The 315-nt window shown below is 41.0% G+C and carries 1 protein-coding gene; it reads right to left on the bottom strand.

Going from position 1 to position 315, the window contains the following annotated elements:
• Positions 1–126 precede the first annotated feature (126 nt).
• The coding region (locus tag ACYVTD_RS18835; RefSeq protein ID WP_461249106.1) for a hypothetical protein at positions 127–315 on the bottom strand (189 nt) is incomplete at its 5' end.

Genomic DNA, 315 nt, shown 5'->3' with positions numbered 1-315 from the left:
TGTAAGAACTTTTATGTGTATTTTTCTCGCCGTTACCCTTTTTTGCGGCGGTTTTTTTTTACGAATTTTTCTTTGTTTTATTTTTCGGGCACCCCCCCAAAGCCCGCCCCCGTTTTTTTTCCGGGCTTAACCGCCACCCCAGCCCTTTTTGGCAGGGGAATATTCACTTGGGGACTGAATTTTTTCATTTCCATTTTTTTTTTCATCGTATTTTTTTTTTTGATTTTTAAATCTGATTCCGACCGTTAAGCTGGCTCCCAAAATATGCGGATAACCTACCCGTCCTGCCGGTTCTATATACCAGTAATTACCAAG

The sequence above is a fragment of the Treponema sp. R6D11 genome, from assembly GCF_054786075.1.
The sequence above is the reverse complement of the archived record's forward strand: the minus strand, read 5'-3'. Positions and strand labels throughout refer to the sequence as shown.